The following is a 265-nucleotide window of genomic DNA, read 5'->3' as shown; positions in this document are numbered from 1 at the left end:
TGCAAGTCCTAGACGAAGCACCGAACAGTGAAACTGAGATCTTGCTTTTAGAACATGATGAAACATGGGCAAAATATGAGCTTAAACCCGAGACAGGGAAGCAACATCAACTCCGTGTACACCTCAACTTCTTAGGTCTTCCGATTAAAAATGATCCGTTCTATCCTAAAGTTGTACATAAAGCCGACTATGATTTTAGTCAGCCTTTACAGCTATTAGCTAAGCATCTTTCATTTAAAGATCCAGTAACTCAACAGCTTATGCA

General features: G+C 39.6%; 1 pseudogene. It reads left to right on the top strand.

From position 1 onward, the window contains the following. A pseudogene (locus RRF55_RS27470) lies at window positions 1-265 on the top strand (hypothetical protein); the annotation flags it as partial.

Source organism: Klebsiella sp. K47 (genome assembly GCF_051858335.1).
In the GTDB taxonomy this organism is placed as follows: Bacteria; Pseudomonadota; Gammaproteobacteria; order Enterobacterales; family Enterobacteriaceae; genus Klebsiella; species Klebsiella pneumoniae.
Note: the sequence above shows the minus strand (reverse complement) of the source record. Positions and strands in the feature narration are given on the sequence as shown.